Consider the following 19,991-nt stretch of genomic DNA (forward strand, 5'->3'; position numbering starts at 1 on the left):
TGCCGGGAGCAGCAGCCCCGACCGCCAGCCACCCGGGCGTTATTCCCCGGGTGGCTGGGGCCTCCCTACTGCTAGAAACGATGATTCAGCGTGAACATGTAGCGCCGGCCCAGGCCGTCGTAGACGTTGGGGAAGGCGACCAGCTTGTCGGTCACGTTCAGCGCTGCGAGATTGACGCTGGTGTTCGTATCGAAGGCGTAGCCCACGTTTGCGTCGTAGGACGTATAGCTCGGGACGCCCAGTGGGGCGCGTGTCTCAACGGTATCGGTGAGGTCATACACCACGCTGCTGGAGTAATTGGCACTGAGGCCGAGATTCCAGTGGCTCGTCATGTAACGCGCGTTCCATTGGAACTGACGCTTGGGATTATCGATCTCGCCAACCGCTTCGTCCGGCGGGATCCCGGGCGCAGCGGCACTTTCCAGGGTCTTGGGGAAGTAGCCGTAGAAGCTCAGGTCAACGATGCCCTTGCCCCAGTCCACATCGGCCAGATCGAAGCGATAGTTCACTTCGGCGGTCCAGCCGCGGAAATTGGTGTATGGGCCATTGGTGTACTCGGTCCGGATACTGTTGGCGACCCCGGTCTGTGGATTGCGCGTGATCAGGCTGCAGAAATTGTTCGCGTTGGGCACGTCATTGGCATTGAAGGTGTCGCTATCGAAGCAGCCTGAGGTGATGTCCTCCTCCGACAGGGTGGTGACCGAGTTGGTGATCTGGATGTCGTACCAGTCCGCCGCGATCCGCAGGCCCTTGACCCATTCCGGCTGCAGCACGATACCGGCGGTCCACGATTCTGCTTGCTCGTTCTGCAAGCGTGTATTGCCGCTGACCGAACCAAGCTGGCTGCTCGGCGCCTCTTCGAACGAGGCAGGATCGGCATTGGTGTAGAAATCGAAGAACGCTTGGCAGTTGCGCGCGCGTACGCCTGGGCGAGGGCCACTGCCAATCTGTGCAGCACTGCAGGGCTCGGGGATGAAGTAATACGCAGGCTGCTGGCTGGTATAGAGCTCGGCGATGGATGGCGCCCGGAACGAACGTGTCTTGTTGCCGCGCAACTGGACGCCCTGGAAAGGCTCGTACTGCAGCCCATAGGTGTAGGCGCTGAACCAGCCGTTGACCGTGTTTTCGACCCGGCGAATCTTGCCGGTCAGGTCCAGCCGGTGCAGGCCGGGAATGCCGGCGTCCGGATTCACCAGCGGCGCGAGGATCTCGCCGAAGTATTCATTGGTGGTGAACTCACCCGATGCGGCCGCGATGGGAACCGAGCGGCCCTGGCCCAGTCGTTCGAAGGTGCTGGGCGTAAAGCTGCCTTCTTCCTTGCGGCGCTCGTACCCTGCATTGAAGCGCAACTCGCCGCCGGGCAGGTCGATGATTGCACCAGTGATGTTGGCATTGAAGACCGTTTGCTTCATCTGTGCTTCGGCGTGGGTCGGGGCAATCACATAGTTGCGTGCGGCACGTGAGGCCACGCCTTCGCCGAACAAATTCAAGGGGGCGCAATTCGGATCGACGGTTGTGCCTGCGGCGCTGCTGTCGCAGACAATCTGCCCGGCGCTATTGCGGGTGACATTGATCGCGTTGATGAAGTTCTGCTGGATCAGGTTGTCGTTGTAGTAGTCGAAGTTGCCTTCGCCGTGGTTGACACTGGCTTCCCAGTTGAACCCGCGGCCTGCTGCATCGAAGCTGCCCTGCAAGCCAACCACAGCGCGCCAGAGGTTGGTGTCGGTGCTGGACTGGTTTTGCACCAGGTCGCGCGAGGAGCGCGACAAAACGAAGTCCTCCACGCCCAGGTTTTGCAGCGTCTGGCGATTCTGTTCGGTGAGGAACGGGTTGTTGATGTTGAAGTTGAGCGAGCCGCTTTGATCGCCGCTGCCATCCACGGAGCCAACGCCGAATCCAGTGGCGTTGTAAACGTTCTGGTCCACCAGTTCGCGTGCGGTGGAGGTATAGAACGAGGCCTCGAAGAAACCGGAGACCTGGTCAGTGAAATCATAGTTGCCGAGTGCAAATACCGTCTTGCGATCCAGATCGGAAATGATCTGCGTAGTTTCCTGCAGGTTCACGCCGTCGCCGCCTGACGCATCACTGATGCCGAAGTTGGTGCCAGGGTTGTAGTTGACCAGGTCTCCGTTGCGATCGAACTGCACGAATTGATCTTCATTGGCGCCAAACCCGCGTAGCTGACCACTGGCGTCGCGCACGGTGCCCGCATCGGACGGGAACAACAGTCCACCCCACGTCATGTCGCTGATCCGGCGATTGCGGATCAACACGCGTCCGGGGATGCCATCGTTGGGGCCGGTGTTGAAGCCAATGCCAGGATTCACGCGGCCGTCGTTAGCCGGCGTGCGGCCGGGCTGGAAATTGGCGATCGCGCTGGCGGACGGGTTTGCGCGGGTCGAGTAGGCATCACGGTAGAAACGGCGTGCGGTACCGAGCACGCCCTGGCTGTTGTCGGCATCCAGCGCAATGGTGATGTTGCCGCGGCCCCCGCCAAAATTGCTGCCAAGCAGGGCGGAATAATTGAAGCGCTCGTTGTCGCCACGGTCGGTCAGCCCATAGCCCATACGGACTTCGGCGCCGTCAAAATTTTTGCGCAAGATCAGATTACTGACGCCGGAAATTGCATCCGAGCCGTAGGTGGGTGCACCGCCAACACCGATCGTCTCGACCTGGTCGATGAGGATGGTCGGGATGACATTCAGGTCCACCTGCGTGCCGCCGCCAGATGGACCGAACACGGTTGGCGGGTTGGAGGTCACAAAGCGCCTGCCGTTGACCAACGTTAGCTGGCGGTTGGAGCCCAGCCCGAAGCGCCCGATGAAATTGACACCTGCGCCGTAGCCTGACTGGTCGCCGCGGGAGGTTGCGCCAGCCCCGAAGCTGGGCTGGATGAACAGTGCGTCGGCAATATTGGTAAAGCCGTACCCCTGGATATATTCGGCGCCCACCACGGTGGCCGGTTCCAGCGAATCAAACCCAACCCGGCCGATGCGCGAGCCAGTCACCATGACGCTGTCGAGCCGCTTGGCGTCCGGCGCGTCGCCAGCCTGATCTGGGGCGGTTTGGTCGGCGGTGGTCTGTGGATCGGGCGAAGACGCAGTTGCCGTGGCTGCAAACGCGGACAGCACGGCAGCCAGGGCCAGGCTCAGCGGCGCCGGCGTCAGCCGCCGGGTGTGATGGGTCATGCTCTCTCTCTCCGAAGTGACAAAGTGATGCGGGAGCGCTTTGCGCCACCGCGATGAATCCTCAGTGGTTGGTTAACCCACGGTTAATTCATCTCACTGTTGCGCTCGCTTGGCAAGCGCGCATCACGCGGTTGCTTCGGATATCGGGCTGCTGCTTCGTTCCTTCTGCGCGACATAAAGCAGGGGCTAAGCGTGGCGCGCGAAGGATTGGCAGGCGAACAACTGCGGAGGTCTTGCGTCCGAGCGGTTCAGTCCCAAGCGATTGGGTGCCAAGCAGTTGGAGTCATCTGCAGTGACACGCCGATGGCGGATCGCCAGATATGCGGGTGGCAGAAGATAGGCGTACTTCGCGCTCGCGGGAGTCTACTGGAGGGCTGCCGGTCTTCAGGCTCAGCACCGCTTCCGGCTGTTGGATCGCATTGCGATTCAAACGGTGGCGCCTTGCGCGCCACCGGGATTCATAGGTCCGCTGGCTTACTCGCGCACCCAGGTCTGCGTGCGGCCCAGGGCTTCGATGCCGACATAGCCGCGCATCTGCAGCTTCTTGCCGCCTTCGGTCAGGGTGATCTTGGCCTTGTAGGTCTTGCCCTTGGCCGGGTCGAGCACCGAGCCGCCGCCCCACACGGCGGTGCCGTCGGGCTTGAGGCCCCACAGGATGGTCATGCCCTTGATCGGCTTGCCTTTGAGCGCACCGTCGCACTTGTCGCAGGTGGGGTTGGGCCCATGGTTGGATTGCAGGATCTCGACCACCTTGCCGCTCAACGTGCCGTTGGCGAGCTGTTCGATCTGCACCACCGACTTGGGCTTGCCGGTTTCGTCGTCGATGGTCTTCCAGTGGCCCACCGGCGAGTCGGCGGCTTGGGCCAGCAGCGAGGCGGCGGCCAGCGGCAGGGCCATGATCAGGGTCTTGAAGGTCTTGCGCATGTGTCCCCTCCCAGGGAGTGCAGTGGCCACCGTCGGCGGCCTGATCGCGAATGTATACCGTGGAGTATGGAGGCGGAAAGCCGCGCTGCGGCATGCATTCATCCAAGTCGGTGCGCCTGGCGGGCGCGACCGTACTCGGCCGGCGGGGCTCACAACCTTCCGTGTTCTGCTTCAGCAGCGATCGGCACTCGCCTCACGCCATTTCATACAACTCCAGCGGCAAGTCGTCCGGGTCGGCAAAGAAGGTGAAGCGACGGCCGGTGTATTCGTCCACGCGGACCGCCTCGGTGTCCACGCCGTGGACGGTGAGATGGGCGACGGCCGCATCCAGATCCTGCACGCGGAAGGCCAGGTGGCGCAGGCCACGCGCCTCCGGGCGGCTGGGGCGCAGGGGGGCGCCCGGAAAGGAGAACAGCTCGATCTGGCCGCCATCCGGCAGCGCCAGGTCCAGCTTCCAGGAGTCGCGCGCCTGCCGGTAATGCTCATCGAGCACCCGCAGGCCCAGGATCTCGCAATAGAACTGCTTGGAACGTGCGTAATCGCCGGCAATGATCGCGACGTGGTGGATCCCGGCGAGCATCATGCGGCGCTCCTGGCGGTGGCCTGCGGCGCGATAACCAGTGGCGACAGAATCGACAGGCCGCAGCGTTCAGTGCGCAGGCGTTTGCGCTCGATGGAGCGCGCGGCAGCGGCAGCACGGAGCGCGCCGATCTTGAGAGATTCAACTGCGCGCGGCAGCTGCAGGGCATCGATGATGCGGGAGCCCGCGTGGTAAGTGCGATCACAGGATGGCATGGCGGCAAGCTGGCAAAAACGAGTCGTCAGGATACCCGCATGCCGCTGAGCGGCAGGGCCACGTCACAGCTCACCATCGCATGGCTGTGCTCGCCTGCACGTGCGTGGCAGGATGGGGCGCCACCGATCAGGACCACGCATGTCCGAGCCCTCGTCCACCGACGCACCGCAGTTCCAGCGCAGCATGCAGGTGCGCCATCTGGTGATGCTGTCCCTGGGCGGCGTGATCGGCACGGGATTGTTCTTCAACACCGGCTACATCATCGCCAGCACCGGTGCGCTGGGTACGGTGCTGGCGTACCTGATCGGCGCGCTGGTGGTGTATCTGGTGATGCAATGCCTGGGCGAGCTGGCGGTGGCGATGCCGCAGACCGGCGCGTTTCATGTGTATGCGGCGCGCTATCTGGGGCCTGCCACCGGCTACGTGGTGGCCTGGTTGTACTGGCTCACCTGGACGGTGGCGTTGGGGTCGAGCCTCACCGCTGCCGCGTTCTGCATGCAGTACTGGTTTCCGCACAGCCCGGCGTGGCCGTGGTGCCTGCTGTTCTGCGTGCTGATTTTCAGTTTGAACATGGTGTCGGCACGCTGGTTTGCCGAAGGCGAATTCTGGTTTTCGCTGATCAATGTAGTGACCATTGTGGTGTTCATCGTGCTGGGCGGCGCGGCGGTGGTCGGCTGGCTGCCGCTGGCCGACGGCAGCCCGGCGCCGGGAGTGCGCCATCTGCGCGCCGATGGCTGGTTTGCGCACGGCACCGTGCCGATCCTGATGACAATGGTGGCGGTGAATTTCGCTTTCTCCGGGACCGAGCTGATCGGCATCGCAGCCGGCGAAACTGCACAGCCTGCACGCGCAATCCCGCTGGCGATCCGCACCACGTTGATCCGTCTGGTGGTGCTGTTCGTCGGCACCGTGCTGGTGCTGGCCGCGTTGCTGCCGGCGCACGCGGCGGCGGTGGAGACCAGCCCGTTCGTGCGCGCCTTCGAGCTGCTGGGCATTCCGTATGCCGCAGGTCTGCTCAACGCGGTGATCCTTACCGCGATCCTGTCGGCGGCCAACTCCGGGTTGTATGCGGCGGCCCGCATGCTGTGGTCGTTGGCCAACGAGGGCACCTTGCCTGCCCGCTTTGCGCGGCTGACCCGGCGTGGCATCCCGCTGCCTGCGCTGGTGCTGAGCATGCTTGGCGGGCTGCTGGCGCTGCTGACCGGTGTGTACGCGGCCGACACCGTGTTCGTGGCGATTTCTGCAGTCTCCGGGTTTGCGGTGGTGGTGGTGTGGCTGAGCATCTGTGCCTCGCACTATTGTTTCCGCCGCCAGCTGCTGCGTGACGGCATCGCACTGGACAGCCTGGCCTACCGCGCGCCGTGGTATCCGTGGACGCCGCTGATTGGTGGCGCGCTGTGCGTGCTGGCCTGCGCTGGGCTGGCGTTTGACCCGCAGCAGCGCATCGCGCTGTGGTGCGGGATTCCGTTCGTGGCGCTGTGCTACGGCGCCCATGCAGTGACCCAAAGGCTTGCAGCCCGGAGAGTGCGTCCATGACTATTGTTCCCCGCCAACCGCGCGTCGGTGCGCCCTTCAGTGATGTCTTGCAGCGCGACGCTGAGGTGGTGCTGGACGGCGCGCTGGCCACCGAGCTGGAACAGCGTGGCTGTGATCTCAACGACGCCTTGTGGTCGGCACGGGTGTTGATGGAGCAGCCGGAACTGATCTACCAGGTGCACCGCGACTACTTCGCCGCCGGTGCGCAATGCGCGATCACCGCCAGCTACCAGGCCACGCCGCAGGGCTTTGCCGCGCGCGGGCTGGGCCTGGCGCAGTCGCAGGCGTTGATCGCACGCAGCGTGGCGCTGGCGGCGCAGGCGCGCGCGGACCACCTGGCCGCGCATCCGCAGGCGGCGCCGCTGTGGGTGGCCGGCTCGGTGGGGCCGTATGGCGCCTATCTGGCGGATGGTTCCGAATACCGCGGCGACTACGCGCTGCCGGTGGCGCAGATGCTCGACTTCCATCGCCCGCGCATCGCGGCGCTGGTGGATGCCGGCGTGGACCTATTGGCCTGCGAAACCTTGCCCTCGGCCAGTGAGATCACCGCGCTGCGCCTGTTGCTGGAGGAGTTCCCGCAGGTGCATGCGTGGTTTTCGTTCACCCTGCGCGATGCCGCGCATCTGAGCGATGGCACGCCACTGGCGCAAGTGATTCCGGCTCTGGACGCGTGCCCGCAGGTGGTCGCGGTGGGCATCAATTGCATTGCGATCGAGCAGGTCACCGCCGCGCTGCAGTCGCTGGCCGCGCTCACCAGCTTGCCGCTGGTGGTGTATCCCAATTCCGGTGAGCACTACGACGCCAGCGACAAGCGCTGGCATGCGGGAACCACAGTGGCGTGTTCACTGGCGACGCAACGCGCGCAATGGCATGCGGCCGGTGCGCGTTTGATTGGTGGCTGCTGCCGCACCACGCCGGCCGACATCGCCGCACTGGTGGCGGCGCGTACGGCTGGCTGAGCGTGCTCAGCCTTTCTGCGTGGCGATCCAGCGTTGCACTTTGTCCTGCAGGATCTCCAGCGGCACCGAACCGTCCTTGAGCACTTCGGTGTGGAAGGCACGCACATCGAAGCGCGGCCCCAGCTCGCGTTGCGCCTGTTCGCGCAACTGGCTGATCTTCATCTCGCCGACCTTGTAGGCCAGCGCCTGGCCGGGAATGGCCAGGTAGCGGTCCACCTCAGCCTCGGCGTCTTCGCGGGTGACGGCCGAGTTCTGCAACATGTAGTCGATGGCCTGCGCGCGGGTCCAGCCCTGGCTATGCAGGCCGGTGTCCACCACCAGCCGGATCGAGCGCAGCAGCGCGTTCTGCAGGTAGCCGTAGTAGTTGTACGGGTCCTGGTACAGCCCCAGTTCGCGGCCCAGCGATTCGGCATACAGGCCCCAGCCTTCGATGAAGGCGGTCTCGCCACCGAAGCGGCGGAACTTGGGCAGGTCGGTCAATTGCTGCTGAAGGCCGAGTTGGTAGTGATGGCCCGGCACGCCTTCGTGCAGGAACAGGCTTTCGCCCTCCCAGCGCGGGCGCGCGGGCAGGTTGGAGGTATTGACGTAGAAGATGCCCGGCGTGTTGTCGTGCGGGTTGGGGCGCATGTACGAGCCGCTGGCCGCCGCTTGCGCGCGCTGTGGCTCCACCGGGCGCACGTCCAGGGCCGGGATGCCCTGGGTGGCGAACAGGCGGGGGACCGCGGCCTGCACGCGGCTCTGCAGGCCGCGGTAAGCGTCCAGCAGTTCGGACTCGCTGCGGAACACGAAGCGCTTGTCGGTCTGCATGAACTTGTAGAACTTGGGCAGGTTGCCGCGGAACTTGACCTGCTTGGCCACGTTCTGGATCTCGCCCTGCAGGCGCGCCACCTCGTCCAGGCCGGTCTGGTGGATCTGTGCCGGGGTCAGGTCGGAGGTGGTGCTCTGGCGCACGTCGTAGGCGTACCAGGCGGCGCCGTTGGGCAGCGCGGCCAGCCCCGCGGTGTCGCGGCAGGCCGGCAGGTATTCGGTGGCGATGAAGCCGCGCAGTGCGCGGTAGGCCGGCATGATGCGGAACTCGATCATCCGCTTGTACTCGGCGGTGATGCGTTGTTTGTCGGCCTCGGGCATGTCGGCGGGCAGGTTGCGGATCGGCCCCCAGAACAGGCTTTCTTCAGCACTGCGCGCAATGATGGCGTCCAGCTGCGGCAGCACTTTTTCCATCAAGGCCTTGGGCTGCACCACCCCGGCCTGCATGCCCGCACGCATGTTAGTGATGGCCTGGTCGAACAGGTCCGGGATGCCGAGCGCGCGGCGCGACCAGTTGTCGTAGTCCTTGACGGTGTTGAACGGCTGCGCGCCGGTGCCCGAGCCCATGACCACCGCAATGCTGGCGATGTTGTAGAACTGGTTGATCGGCAACATCCAGCTCGGGAATTGCTCGGCCGCCAGGGCGCTGCGCGCATCGCGCACGAAGATCTGGTAGCTGAGCAGGTCCTGCCCGCTGAGCCCATCCGGGCCGATCGCCTCCACCTTGGCCAGCCACAGCGTGGTGAAGTCGTGCGACTGCTGGCGGAACGCAGGCGACAGGAAGTTGGGCAGCTGGTCGTTGTAGCGGCTCTCGCCCTGGAAGGTGGCCTGCAACGGGTTGAGCTTCAGCGAGGCATCCCAGTACTGGTCGTACAGCAGCGTGAGTTGCTGTGCCTTGCTCTGCACCACCGGTGCCACCACCGCGCGTGGCTTGGCCTTGGCCTTGGTGCTCCTGGCCGGCTTGGTGGACTTCTTGGCCTTGCCCGCCTTCGCGCGCGTTTGCGAGGTCTGTGCCTTGCCGGTCTTCTTCTTGGCTGCATCGGCCGGTGCGGCCAGCGACAGGTTCAACACGGCGGCCATGGCCAGGGACAGCAGGCGGGAAAAGCTAAGCGGCATTACCGGCTCCGGAAACAAGCGAGCGGGGAGCTTGCCCGATCCGCACCGTTACGGCCAGCCACCAGGGTCATGGCCCGCGCGTGCAATTCATGCACGGCACGGGCAGGGCGCCGCGTGAGGAATAAATGCTGCGGTGCGATAACGTGCCGCACGGCTTGTGCTGCAAGCGTTGACGGCACCAGGTTCGGTCGCTCGTCGCGGCCGCCTGGCTCAATCGGCGGCAGCTTCTTCGCGCAATTGTTCGGCGCGTTCGGCGCCGAGATACGCGCCGATGGCGCGGCGCGCCAGATACAGCAACGGAATCAGCGCGATCGCAAAGCCCATCTTGTAGAGGTAGTTGAGCGTGCTCACGGCCAGGAACTGGTCGATGGACCAATGCTGTGGGCCCAGCACGAAGGCGATATAGATCACCACGAAGCTGTCCACCAGCTGCGACACCGCCGTGGAGCCGGTGGCGCGCAACCACACGTGTTTTTCGCCGGTGGCGCGGCGGATGCGGTGGAACACCGACACATCGATCAACTGCCCGAACAGAAACGCCACCAGCGAGCCGCCGATGGTCCACAGGCCTTGCCCGAACACCGCCGCAAAGGCGGCCTGGTAGTCCGGCACGCCCTGGCTCTGCGCGGCGGTGACCCACCAGCCGGCCGGTGCCAGCGCGATAGCCGCAAACGCGAACACGAAGCCGTAGCCGATCAGGCCCACCGCCACCCAAGAGATGAAACGCACCCCGCGGCTGCCGAAGAACTCGTTGATGGTGTCGGTCATGATGAACACCACCGGCCACAGCAAGGTGCCGGCGGTGAAGCTGAGCGAGCCGGTTTGCCCGAACAGGTTCCAGTTCAACGGCGCGATGCCGAGGGTGTCTTCCAGCGCAAAGATCTTGACGCCGATGAACTCCGCCAGCGCGGCGTTGACGCAAAAGAACGCCGCCAGCGCGATGAACAGCCGTACCGCACGATCGTCGAGGGTACGCACGTGTGTCATGGCGTCAGCGGTCCGCAGTCCGGGTAAATGGAACGGTCTCCGGCGACACGGCACCGCCGGAAATGATGAAGCTCATCGCCTGGTCCACGGTCCAGTCGGTGGGCGTGAGCAGCTCCACCGGCACGATCTCCAGATAGCCGGAGGTGGGGTTCGGCGTGGTCGGCACATACACCGCTGCCAGCTCGCGGCCGGTGCCCTGTTCCTTGATCACGCGGGTGACCAGACCAACCGATTTCATATCGCGATGCGGGAAGTCGATCAGTACCACGCGTTGCGTGCTACCAGGCTGCGTCTGCAGGATGTCCAGCAACTTGCGCGCGCTGTCGTAGACCACGCTGGCCAACGGAATGCGCCGCATGATCGCTTCGAACCAGCGCAGCAGCCGCTGGCCGATCACGCGTCGGCTCAGGACACCCACGAACAGGATCACCGCTACCGTTGCGATCAGCGCGATGGTGTTCTGCACCCACAGCGCCGTGATCCAGCCCAGGTAATGCGGGAACGAGGCCGCGATGCGTCCGGACAAGGGCACCACCCACGGGCTGCTGATGCCCGACAGCAGCGAGAACACGAACTTCACCACCACCCAGGTCAGCCAGACCGGCAGCAAGGTGAGCAGGCCGGTCAGGAAGACCCGTTGCACGGAGGGACGATGCGGAGCAGAGGATTCAGACATGCGCGCATTGTAGGCATTCGCTTGCGGCCGGTGGGCCTGTGGTTCGGCCAGCGCGTGGCGTGTTCGCGTCGGCAGCGTGGTGCGGTACAGCCGCCATTCGGGCAATCGCATCCGGTAGGTGGCCCCCGCTAAGATGCCAGCCTTCTCCAGGGAAGGTGTCTGCCATGCTCGCAACGTTCTTGAAATGGGCCCTGCTGTCGGTGGGTTTGGTGGTTGCGTTGCTGGTGGGAGCCCATGCGCTCTCCGCGCGCTGGCCGATCCCGCAGGCCCAGCAGCAGGCCCAGCAGCAGGCGCTGGCGCAACTGCGTCAGCCACGGCCCGCGCCGCCGGCGGGGTCGAATCTGTTTGTCGCGCTGTGGGCATCGCCGTACACGATTCCGAATGAGGAACAGGCAGCGGTGCTGGCGCGCGACCTGCAGCGCTTCCAGCGCACCCCGGTCGCAAGCGGATTTCGCAGTGAACTGAGCCGCTATCCCTGCGCGCCGGCATGGCCGGCGACTGCGCCGCCCCAATGCGGTTGGGCCGCTTCCGGATGCCTCGCCCAGGTGCGAGCGCAATCGCGCAGCTATGCGGCTGCGCTGGCGCCACAGGCGCCGTTGCTGGCGCGTATGGCGAGTTTCTCGCAGCATGCCTACTATCGCGATCCGTTTCCGCGCCGCATCGACTCGCCGCTGCCGGAACTGCAGGGATTGACGTTGTCGATGACCCAGCACGCGCTGGACTTCGTGCAGGGGCGCCAGGTTCAGGCGGTGGCCGCTGTCTGCAGCGATGCACAGGTGGCGCGCGTGTTGTTGCGCAGCGACGAGAGTTTGATCGTCACAATGATTGGTGGGGCAATGTTACGCGGCAATGCCGACCTGTTTGCGAGCATGCTCAGCGAACTGCCTGTCAACGTGGCCCTGCCGACGCAGTGCGCCAGCGCGTTTGCACCGTTGCGCGTCGAGGACAGCAGCCTGTGTGGCGCGCTGCATGGCGAGGCCAGGATCGTCGATGCGGTATATGCGCAAATGCACGGCGAAATGGACCAACGCGCGCAGCGTTGGTACGACCGCGCTGTGCTGTTTTTCGATGCCGAGCGCATGCGTGCACTGACAGCGCCCAACTACACCTGGGCCTGCAGCGATGCCGTACGCAAGCAGCTGGTGCAGGATGCACGGGTTGACGGCAGTGCCCTGGCGCCGCCGCCTGCGAAGGATGTTGCCTGCGTGGCCAACGCCGTCGGGTGTGTGTTGGCGGACGCCCAGTACAGCGATGGTGGCATTATCAGCGTCAGTTGCAGGACACTGCCGCGGCGATGCGGTTGATTGGCGTGGTGCTGTGGCTACGCGAGCACCCTGATGCGCGCCCGCTCGTGCAGCGCCTGCAGGAGCTCCCGGACGAACCGGTGCGGCCAGCACGTGCCATCACGATTGCAGCGCAAGGGCAGACCGTGCAGGTGCCGCGTTATGCGCGCCATACGCAAGCGATCCTGCAGTTCCCGATGGCCGGCAGTGCCTTGGCGAATCCACCGGCCGTATCGCTGCAGTGAATCGCGGCAGTGCGTGCACTGCGTGGCTTCGGTATCGATGCGTGCAAGCGCGCTGCTGACGCGCACTGCGTGGCGATCACCGCAGCGCCCGTGTTGCTCATCGCCAGACAACGCTGCTGCCGATCACGCAACAACCGCCAGGAATGCTCCGGGCGGCTGCGCGGTGTGATCAGCATCGTGCGGCGGTGCGCCGCGCTTGCCTAGAAGCGGAAGTTCAACCAGCCCATCACGAAAGTGGAGTCGCCGTAGCCGGCTTTTTCCAGTGCCGGGCCGGCCATCAGATGCTCGGCGCGGAAGGTCACCGACCAGTTCGGGTCGATGTTCCAGGTGGCGTTGATGCGCGGCATGGTGCCGATACGGCGCTCGCCGGTGTTCTGCGTGCGTGCGTAGGCGCGTGCCTGGTTGTTGTAGATGGCATCGCTGGTGGTCTGCCGCCACAGGGTTTCCCACTCCAGATTCACGGTGATCTTGGGGGTGGGCGAGAAGGTGAATGTGGGCGCGGCGGTCACCAGATTGACCGGGCCGAAGAACGTGGCCCAGCTGAAATAGATGGTGTTGCCGTAGAGGAAATTGTTGTTGCGCAAGGTGCCGGTGCCGGAGGTGCCACCGCCGCCGGAGGCGATTTCGCTATGGAAGCCCAGGCGCGGTTTCCAGCCGCTGTCGCTCAACGTCCAGGCATTGGAGGTGCTGGCCATGTAGGCGCGCAGGTCGCGTCCGCCGAAGCTGCCGCGCTGCACGGTCACGAACGAATCGGTGCGCAGCTTGCCCACATTGCCCCACAACCGCAGGCCGTAGTAATTGCGGTTTTCTTCGGCGGTCTGGCGGCCCCACACCTGGTTGTCGTTGCGAAATTGATAGAAGAACGGCTCCAGATACATCGGCTTGGCTGTCGGCAGGCGATAGCCCCCCACCACGCCGCGGAAATGCCGCGAGCGGTCGATGCGGTCATCGCCCAAACCCTCGGTGCCATCCAGGTTGAAGTTGAAATCGAACACGTCCACACGTGTCTTCTCGCCGATCGCCCAGGCGCGCACGCCATTGAAGGTCACGAAGATGTCGGTGTTGTCGCGCAGTGCCATCAAGGTGGTCGGCCCGTCCACAAACACCTGGCGGCCAACGCGCAGGCCGAGGTCGGTTTCGGCAACCTGGCCCTTCACGTCGAAGAACACCTGCTGCAGGATCGCGTTGTTTTCCTGCGTGCCGGTCTTGGCGCCTTCATTGCGCCCGTCCAGGCTGCCATGGGCCAGTTCCGTGTAAAGACGGAAGTGCTCGCCCACGTGCAGGTCGGCGCCAAAGAACGCACGGAACAGATACTGCTGCTGCGAATGGCTGCCCGGAATCAGGCCGGGGTTGGTCACGGTATTGCTGCGCACGCGCAGTTCGTTGTTGAGCGTCAGATACACATCGCCGGACTCGCTCAACGGAATGAACTTGAGCGGATCAAACGGGCTCTTCCGCTTGGAGGTGTCTTTCAGATACGACCAGTCTTCGGCCCAGCGCACCTGCCACATGTTGCCGCCCTGCTTGGCACCCCAGCCCTGCGCTTCCAGCGGATAACCGGTGGGGGCGGGCGGTGCCGGCGTCTTGGCCGGTTCGGCCTGCGGCTGTTCGATCGCGGGTGCGGCTGTCTGCGCCTGCTGCGCAATGCTCACGCCCGAAAGCGACAACCCGATCGCAAGGCACAGGCACTTGGTGGCGCCAAAGGAAGTGTCAGCCATGGACGGCCGTGCCGAACGCGCAAATCGCATCTTGTTACCCCATCAAAAAGTGAAAACCACCTGAGCGAGGTTTATCGGCACAGGGGTCACCGACTGTAGTGGAGCCGTACAGGAAAGGCAGTAACCCAAAGGTTCTAAGCTCATGAACGTACTTGGGTTTGGCAATGCGAGCGCGACAGGGATGGGAATGGGGAATGGGGAATCGGGAATGGGGAATTGCAAAGGCGTGCAGTCGTCGCCTAGGTCGACTGATTAAAAAGAACGCGGGCTCACGCACATAAAGCGCGTGTGCGGCAGAACATCACAAGCGTGGATTTGACTCGCGACTGGCAGATCACGTGCACCGCCGTTGCGATTCCCGATTCCCCACTCCCAATTCCCGGCTACATGACTACCGGCACATTCGCTATACCCAACTTCTACATAGCATTGCCTTCGACCTAGTGCGGAGGTGGCAATGAACGATCCGGATGCCTATCTGAAGAAATTTCAGAAGGAGCTCAGCGCCGGCACGGTGTCGTTGGCGTTGCTGGCGGTGCTGGCCCAGGCCGATGCGCCGCTGTACGGCTACCTCATCGCCAAGCGGCTGGAGCGGCTGGACGGTGTGCTCAGCGGCAAGCAGAGCGCGCTGTATCCGGTGCTGCGCAACCTGGAAGGGGCCGGGCTGTTGCAGAGCCATGTCGAGCCATCGGCGTCCGGCCCGCCACGTCGTTATTACCGCATTACCGAAACCGGGCGTGATTGCCTGCGCGCGTGGACGGCCGCCTGGCGTGCCACCCGCGATTCCGTCGACTCTGTGCTGGAAGGGACCCACTCATGAACACGATTACGCCACCGCGTCCGCTGCCGACCACCATTCCCGATTACCTCACGCAGTTGCGTCACGCGTTGGCCGGCGCTGACCCGGCGATGATCCAGGACGCGCTTTACGACGCCGAGGAATACCTGCGCGCCGAACTGGCCGAGCAAGCCGGCAAGAGCGAGGCCGAGGTGATTGCCGGTGTGGCTGGCAGCTACGGCGCGCCCGACGAAGTGGCCGAGATCTACCGCGAAACCGAAGTCACAGTGACACGTGCATTGCGCCCGCCACTGCCGCCCAAGCGGAGTTCGTGGATCGGCAGTTTCTTCGGCGTGGCCGCCGATCCGCGTACCTATGGCGCGCTGTTCTATCTGCTGTTGTCGCTGGTCACCGGCGTGTTCTATTTCAGCTGGGTGGTCACCGGTGCCAGTCTGTCGGCAGGGTTGCTGATCTTGATCATTGGCGTGCCGCTGCTGGTGCTGTTCTTCGGCTCGGTGCGGCTGCTGTCGCTGGTGGAAGGGCGGGTGGTGGAAACCCTGTTGGGCGTGCGCATGCCGCGTCGGCCGCCACATCCGGGCATCCCGGGTAGCTGGTTGCAGCGCATCGGCGCAATGTTCACCGACGCGCGCACCTGGAGCACGATGCTGTACTTCCTGCTGATGCTGCCGCTGGGCAGCCTCTACTTCACCGTGATCGTGACCTTGTTGTCACTGTCGCTGGGCTTTGCCGCAGCACCGCTGCTGGCGTTGCTGGATACCGGCGTGCTGTTTTCCTTCGGCGACACGGCGTATGCGAGTGGATGGCTGTCGGTGCCGGTGTGCGTGCTCGGCGTCCTGCTGTTGTTCGCAACGCTGCACCTGGCGCGTGGACTTGGCAGCTTGCACGGCATGCTGGCCAAGCATCTGTTGGTCAAGAGCGGCGAGGGCTGAGTGCATTCGCGCGTGAGGTCGTTTCGCATTCGGCGAAGAGGTGCGATGGCGCTTGCGACGGAAGTGCCGATGCCTGGGTCACCGCGGTGATTGGCGTCGCTGTTGACGTTTTTTGCAGCGACGGCCACGGGCGACCTGCAGTGCAGGGCAGTGATCTACAGTGCACGCGCCGCGAATGACGACTTAGAGCAGCTATCAAAACGACTGCGCAGCCGCCAGGCGGGCGCGGCCAGTGCTCGGAATCGGCATGTACCCGAGTACATTCCGGTTCCTCCGCGCCGTGCGCACCCACCTGACGACTGCTCGCTACGTTTTGTTAGCCGCTCTTAGCCAGCGCCGCTACGATGGTTTGATGGACGCTAGAACCAGGCGATCAGTCTGCAGGCCATGCGCGAACAACCATGCACTGTGAAGCCCGATCAACAGCAGCCAAACGCACGCCGCAGACAACGTACTCGCACGGAAGTGTTGCTAAAAAACAGGCATAAAAAAGCGCTCCCGATCGAAAGACCGGGAGCGCCTATCGCGGCGATCAGGCGCGCTTGCCGCGCTTGCGGATCGGCGTCACGGTGGCCGGGTCGCGGCTGCCAACCGGGTCGGCGTCGTAGCGGGCAATAAATTCGCGCACTTGCGGGTACACCACCTCACGCCAGCGACGGCCGCTGAAGATGCCGTAATGGCCGGCGCCTTCCACCACCAGGTGGCGACGGTGCGCCGCGTCGATGCCGGTGCACAGATCGTGCACGGCTTCGGTCTGGCCCAGGCCGGCGATGTCGTCCAGCTCGCCTTCGATACTCAGCAAGGCGGTGTTGCGAATTGCCGACGGCATCACCAGCTGGCCATCCACCTTCCACTTGCCTTGCGGCAGCAGGAATTCCTGGAACACCACGCGGATTGTGTCGAGGTAGTACTCGGACGGCATGTCCAGCACGGCGTTGTATTCGTCATAGAACTGGCGATGCGCCTGTGCATCCTGCAGGTCGCCCTTGACCAGGTCGGTGTAGAAATCCCAGTGCGACATCACGTGCCGGTTGGGGTTCATCGACAGGAAGCCTGCGTGCTGCAGGAAGCCCGGATACACCTGACGGCCATGGCCCGGATACGGGAACGGCACGGTGTGGATCAGGTTGTTCTGGAACCACTCGATGCCGTTTTCGGTCGCCAGGTTGTTGACCTGGGTCGGGCTACGGCGCGCATCGATCGGCCCGCCCATCATCACCAGCGAGCGCGGGGTGGGCTCATCGTTGGACGCCATCAGCGACACCGCCGCCAGCACCGGCACGGTGGGCTGGCACACGCTCACTACATGCAGGCGCTCGGCACCGATGTGGCGAATGAATTCCTGGATGTAAGCGATGTAGTCCTCAAGCCGGAACGCGCCGGCTTCCAGAGGCACCATGCGCGCGTCTACCCAATCAGTCACGTAGACCTTGTGGTTGCGCAGCAGGGTCCGCACGGTGTCGCGCAGCAGTGTGGCGTGGTGGCCAGACAACGGCGCCACCACCAGCACGGCCGGCTGCTGCTTCATCGTGCCGATCAGCTCGACATGGTCGCTGAAGCGCTTGAAGCGCAGCAGGCGGCAGAACGGCTTGCTCAGCACCTCGCGTTCGATGATGGGCAGCGAGTGGCCATCCACCTCGACATCGTCGAGCGCCCAGGCGGGCTTTTCGTATTCCTTGCCCAGGCGATGGAACAGTTCGTTGCTGGCCGCCATGCGCTCGGCGCCCGGGAGCGAGGCCCACAGGCTGTCGGGGTCGGAAAACATCTTGGCGTTCGCCTGGGCCTGATGCACCCAGGGGGCTAGCAGATTGCGGGTCAGCTCATGCAGTTGATAAAGCATTCCACCCATCCGTGCGGCTCTTTGCTGCCGCGCAGCATACCCGGTTTGGCGCATTTGCACCTTAATGGGGCTGCGGACGGTAGAGGCCGTCAAGTCAACTGCGCTAACGCGACGCGGACAGCGTGCGGTCGGGTGGAGCGCGCGGCGGCCCTGCTCAGCTGTGTTCCAGCGCCGCTGTCTCGCCCCGCAGCTGCGGCGACAGCCAGCAATGCGAGCCGAGCGCAGTGAAGCCGACGCTGGCGAAGCGGCGCCGGTACCAGCGTGCCGGCCGCGCCTGGAAGCCCTCATGGTCGCCTTCGAAGGCGTCCTCTTCGGCAAAGGTTTCCAGAAAGGCCACCCCGGCACACATCTCGGCCAGGCCGGGAAGGCCCTGGTTGAACTCGCGCGTGGGCACGTAATGCAGCACGTCCGAGCAGATCAGCAAATCCACCGGCGCGCACGGACGCAACCAGGCAAAGTCGCCGAAGCGGGCCGGGTGGATCTGGCGGCTGCGCCCGTAGCGCTGCACCGCGTACTCGCTGCTATCGAACCCCAGGTACTGCAGCTTCGGGCGCAGCGCCAGCAGTGGTGCACGCCAGGCGGCTTCGCCGCAGCCCACATCGAGCACGGTGCGGATCGGGCGCTCCAGGTAGTACTCGGCCTGGGCAACGGCCAGTGCGACCTTTCGCCGCAGGCGCGCAGGGTCTGCCAGCCCCGCATCGCGGTACCAGCGGGTGAAATAGGTGGCGTCGTACTGTTTGTCGTCGGGCTTGTGCATGCGGATGCGCTTTCGCGCCAGCGGATAGGTGAAAATGCGGGCCATCCTACGCGAGCCAGCGGAGCCAGCGCATGACCCTGTATTTGTGGATCAAGACCTTCCACCTGTTGTTCGTCATCGCCTGGATGGCCGCGGTGTTCTATCTGCCCCGCATCCTGGTCAACATCGCCGAAGCCGGCACCGACACCGCCGTGCGTGCGCGCCTGGTGCTGATGGGGCGGCGGCTCTACAAATTCGGTCACAGCATGCTCGGGCTGGCGCTGCTGCTGGGCGCGGTGCTGTGGCTGGGGTACCGGGTGATCCCGGACTTCCCCACGATGGTGGCTGGCGGCTGGTTGCACGCCAAGCTGTTTGCCGTCGCGCTGATCCTGGCGCACTACATCGTGGCCGGGCGTTGGTTGAAGGGTGTGGACCAGGGCCGGGCACTGCCCAGCGGGCGCGCGCTGCGCCTGTTCAACGAAGTGCCGGTGGTGTTGCTGGTGGGCGTGATCTGGCTGGTGCTGGCCAAGCCGTTCTGAGGGCGGCTCTGGCGGCGACGTCGCCTGGCCATCAGACTTGGTGATCGATCTTGCGAGAAGACAGATCTGTGGGGCGATCACAACGCATCGCCTTGCCGCACTGACGCGGACAGTGCAACGCAGCGCTTACGCCGTAGTGCCCAACTCGCTCAAGCCCTTGCGCGCCAGCTCGACCCAGCCGCGTTGTTCGCGCTGGTAATGCTTCGGCGAGGCCCCGGCGTGGCGTAGCACCTGCTCGTACATTGCCTTGGCCTGGTCGGTACGCGCGGTGCGCTGCAGCAGCTGTGCATACCGCACGCGCGCTTCTTCGCCCGGGTAGCCCTGCGCCAGCGTTTCGTATTCGTGCAGGGCGGCGTCGATGTCGCCGCTGTCTTCCACCGCACGGGCATACAGCAGGTGCCCATCGTGCGAGCGGAAGGTGGGATTGGCTGCAATCAACGCGTCCAGGGTCTGGCGTGTCTGGGCCGGCTGGCCGAGCCCGAACTGCGCCTTGGCCAGCCCGAGCATCAGGTGCAGATCGTCGCGGTACAAGCCGCGCAGCGCGCCCTGGAAGTGCTCGGCGGCCTGGGCGTAATCGCCTTGGGCCAGCAGCGTTTCGGCGAGCTGGCGGCGGTTTTCCGGGGTGTCGGCCACGTCCAGGCGGCGCGAGGCGTCGCGCTGTTCGCGTTGCGGGTCCAGTTTGCTACGCACGCGTTCGAGGCTGCGACGCGCGTTCGGGTCGTTGCGCAGGTCTGGAATCACCGCCACGAACACGTAGACCAGCACCGCCAGCAACGAAAACGCCAGCAGCAGGAAGATCCAGTACAGCGGACGGCCGCTGCGCACGACATGTACGCAGCAGGCGGCTTGCAGAACCAGCGACAGCAGCAGGAGAGGGCTCATCGGTGCAAGGATTCCATTCCGTGGCCGCGCA

General features: G+C 64.6%; 17 protein-coding genes and 1 other RNA gene. 8 read left to right on the plus strand and 10 right to left on the minus strand.

Annotation, left to right across the window (positions count from 1 at the left end; all coding sequences use genetic code 11):
* Positions 1-71 precede the first annotated feature (71 nt).
* The 3 genes from XCC_RS06980 to gloA2 all read right to left on the minus strand — a co-directional run bounded on the left by XCC_RS06980 (position 72) and on the right by gloA2 (position 4,695).
* Positions 72-3,188: a TonB-dependent receptor domain-containing protein gene (locus tag XCC_RS06980; protein ID WP_011036532.1), complete on the minus strand. Its 3,117-nt coding sequence runs from the start codon at positions 3,186-3,188 to the stop codon at positions 72-74.
* A 474-nt stretch (positions 3,189-3,662) separates the two neighbouring features.
* A complete protein-coding gene (locus XCC_RS06985; protein WP_019237831.1) occupies positions 3,663-4,112 on the minus strand; it encodes a DUF2147 domain-containing protein in 450 nt (149 codons plus the stop codon).
* A 193-nt stretch (positions 4,113-4,305) separates the two neighbouring features.
* Positions 4,306-4,695, minus strand: coding sequence for an SMU1112c/YaeR family gloxylase I-like metalloprotein (gene gloA2, locus XCC_RS06990; RefSeq protein ID WP_011036534.1), 390 nt, complete (start codon positions 4,693-4,695; stop codon positions 4,306-4,308).
* Between the two features lie 351 nt (positions 4,696-5,046).
* On the opposite strand from gloA2, the gene mmuP reads away from it, so the two are divergent.
* Positions 5,047-6,444 (plus strand): S-methylmethionine permease, encoded by a 1,398-nt coding sequence (gene mmuP / locus XCC_RS07000; RefSeq protein ID WP_011036535.1) that lies wholly within the window; start codon positions 5,047-5,049, stop codon positions 6,442-6,444.
* Positions 6,441-7,403, plus strand: coding sequence for a homocysteine S-methyltransferase (gene mmuM, locus XCC_RS07005; protein ID WP_011036536.1), 963 nt, complete (start codon positions 6,441-6,443; stop codon positions 7,401-7,403). Before mmuP ends, mmuM begins: the two co-directional genes overlap by 4 nt.
* 6 nt (positions 7,404-7,409) lie before the next feature.
* On the opposite strand, the gene XCC_RS07010 is transcribed toward mmuM, so the two are convergent.
* From XCC_RS07010 to XCC_RS07020, 3 genes are all read right to left on the minus strand, one after another.
* Positions 7,410-9,326, minus strand: a complete 1,917-nt coding sequence (locus tag XCC_RS07010) for a DUF885 domain-containing protein (RefSeq protein ID WP_011036537.1) — start codon at positions 9,324-9,326, stop codon at positions 7,410-7,412.
* Between the two features lie 210 nt (positions 9,327-9,536).
* Positions 9,537-10,313, minus strand: a complete 777-nt coding sequence (locus XCC_RS07015; RefSeq protein ID WP_016944168.1) for a queuosine precursor transporter — start codon at positions 10,311-10,313, stop codon at positions 9,537-9,539.
* A gap of 4 nt (positions 10,314-10,317) precedes the next feature.
* Complete coding sequence (locus XCC_RS07020; RefSeq protein ID WP_011036539.1) at positions 10,318-10,989, minus strand: DUF502 domain-containing protein; 672 nt, start codon at positions 10,987-10,989, stop codon at positions 10,318-10,320.
* A 59-nt stretch (positions 10,990-11,048) separates the two neighbouring features.
* Here XCC_RS07020 and XCC_RS07025 point away from each other — a divergent pair, with 59 nt between their 5' ends.
* The gene (locus tag XCC_RS07025) at positions 11,049-12,293 is read left to right on the plus strand and encodes a hypothetical protein (protein ID WP_238377997.1); all 1,245 of its coding nucleotides are present in this window, start codon (positions 11,049-11,051) and stop codon (positions 12,291-12,293) included.
* The gene (locus tag XCC_RS07030) at positions 12,284-12,517 is read left to right on the plus strand and encodes a hypothetical protein (protein ID WP_012438827.1); all 234 of its coding nucleotides are present in this window, start codon (positions 12,284-12,286) and stop codon (positions 12,515-12,517) included. The genes XCC_RS07025 and XCC_RS07030 overlap by 10 nt, the downstream gene beginning before the upstream one ends.
* A 200-nt stretch (positions 12,518-12,717) precedes the next feature.
* Here XCC_RS07030 and XCC_RS07035 read toward each other — a convergent pair whose 3' ends face one another.
* Complete coding sequence (locus XCC_RS07035) at positions 12,718-14,265, minus strand: alginate export family protein (RefSeq protein ID WP_019237830.1); 1,548 nt, start codon at positions 14,263-14,265, stop codon at positions 12,718-12,720.
* A 427-nt stretch (positions 14,266-14,692) separates the two neighbouring features.
* Here XCC_RS07035 and XCC_RS07040 point away from each other — a divergent pair, with 427 nt between their 5' ends.
* From XCC_RS07040 to XCC_RS07050, 3 genes are all read left to right on the plus strand, one after another.
* A complete protein-coding gene (locus tag XCC_RS07040) occupies positions 14,693-15,055 on the plus strand; it encodes a PadR family transcriptional regulator (protein WP_016944172.1) in 363 nt (120 codons plus the stop codon).
* Positions 15,052-15,963: a sensor domain-containing protein gene (locus XCC_RS07045; protein WP_011036544.1), complete on the plus strand. Its 912-nt coding sequence runs from the start codon at positions 15,052-15,054 to the stop codon at positions 15,961-15,963. Before XCC_RS07040 ends, XCC_RS07045 begins: the two co-directional genes overlap by 4 nt.
* A 247-nt stretch (positions 15,964-16,210) precedes the next feature.
* Positions 16,211-16,285: non-coding RNA, sX9 sRNA (locus tag XCC_RS07050), on the plus strand.
* Between the two features lie 210 nt (positions 16,286-16,495).
* On the opposite strand, the gene XCC_RS07055 is transcribed toward XCC_RS07050, so the two are convergent.
* Both XCC_RS07055 and XCC_RS07060 read right to left on the minus strand, forming a co-directional pair.
* Positions 16,496-17,803: a polyhydroxyalkanoate depolymerase gene (locus XCC_RS07055; protein ID WP_012438824.1), complete on the minus strand. Its 1,308-nt coding sequence runs from the start codon at positions 17,801-17,803 to the stop codon at positions 16,496-16,498.
* Positions 17,804-17,957: 154 nt separating this feature from the next.
* On the minus strand, positions 17,958-18,560 hold the full coding sequence (locus XCC_RS07060) for a class I SAM-dependent methyltransferase (RefSeq protein WP_164923357.1): 603 nt from the start codon (positions 18,558-18,560) through the stop codon (positions 17,958-17,960).
* Positions 18,561-18,631: 71 nt separating this feature from the next.
* Between XCC_RS07060 and XCC_RS07065 the strand changes: the two genes are divergently transcribed.
* Positions 18,632-19,078 carry a CopD family protein gene (locus XCC_RS07065; protein ID WP_011036547.1) on the plus strand — a complete coding sequence of 149 codons (447 nt, stop codon included), beginning with the start codon at positions 18,632-18,634 and terminating at the stop codon, positions 19,076-19,078.
* Between the two features lie 126 nt (positions 19,079-19,204).
* On the opposite strand, the gene XCC_RS07070 is transcribed toward XCC_RS07065, so the two are convergent.
* A complete protein-coding gene (locus XCC_RS07070; protein WP_011036548.1) occupies positions 19,205-19,960 on the minus strand; it encodes a tetratricopeptide repeat protein in 756 nt (251 codons plus the stop codon).
* Positions 19,961-19,991: the final 31 nt, after the last annotated feature.

The sequence above is a fragment of the Xanthomonas campestris pv. campestris str. ATCC 33913 genome (genome assembly GCF_000007145.1).
Classification (GTDB): Bacteria; Pseudomonadota; Gammaproteobacteria; order Xanthomonadales; family Xanthomonadaceae; genus Xanthomonas; species Xanthomonas campestris.